A 633-nucleotide genomic window follows, 5' to 3' on the forward strand; every position below is an offset into this window, starting at 1 on the left:
AATGCAACGAAGGAGCGATCAGCTGTTTTTTGTGGATGTAGTGTTGCTGTATTAACTGCCGTTTCTGTTTCAGGAGTTGTAATAGTTGTTGTAACAGGAGGTTCATTCGGATTTGGCTCATATGTGAATGTTATATTTGCTTGGTTTCTAATGACTCCCCCGGGCGGGATGCTATTTACTACACCTTGGAATGTAACTGTAATACTTTGACCAGGATTTACAGTGCCGACTAGAATACCAATTTCGGGATTTTCTCCAAGCTGGGATGTTCCATTCACGACAACGCTACCAGGAACGAATGAAACACCGGATGGAAGTATATCTTTCACAATAACATTTGTAGCGGGCACGGTCCCCCTATTTTGAAATGTTACGGTAAAAGTAATCGTATCTCCTAAATCAGCAATTTGTCGATCAACAGATTTTGTAGTCGTCGGATTTGGATTGTTAATTGGGATGTTCACACTTGGAGTTGTAGTAGTTGTTGTAACAGGAGGCTCACTCGGATTTGGTTGATATTGATAAGTGAAGGATGCTTGGTTTCTAATTATTCCATCAGGTGGTAAATTTGTAACGACAACTTGGTAGGTGATTGTTTTTGTTTCTCCAACAGAAATAGTGCCAAGTGGTATC

At 40.4% G+C, this 633-nt stretch carries 1 protein-coding gene; it reads right to left on the reverse strand.

Features of this window, described 5'->3' with window-relative positions; all coding sequences use genetic code 11:
* Positions 1–633: DUF11 domain-containing protein (locus MR113_RS27315; protein WP_242257485.1), on the reverse strand; the 633-nt coding region annotated here is incomplete at both ends.

It is taken from the genome of Bacillus cereus group sp. BfR-BA-01379, from assembly GCF_022663605.1.
GTDB lineage: Bacteria > Bacillota > Bacilli > Bacillales > Bacillaceae_G > Bacillus_A > Bacillus_A mobilis.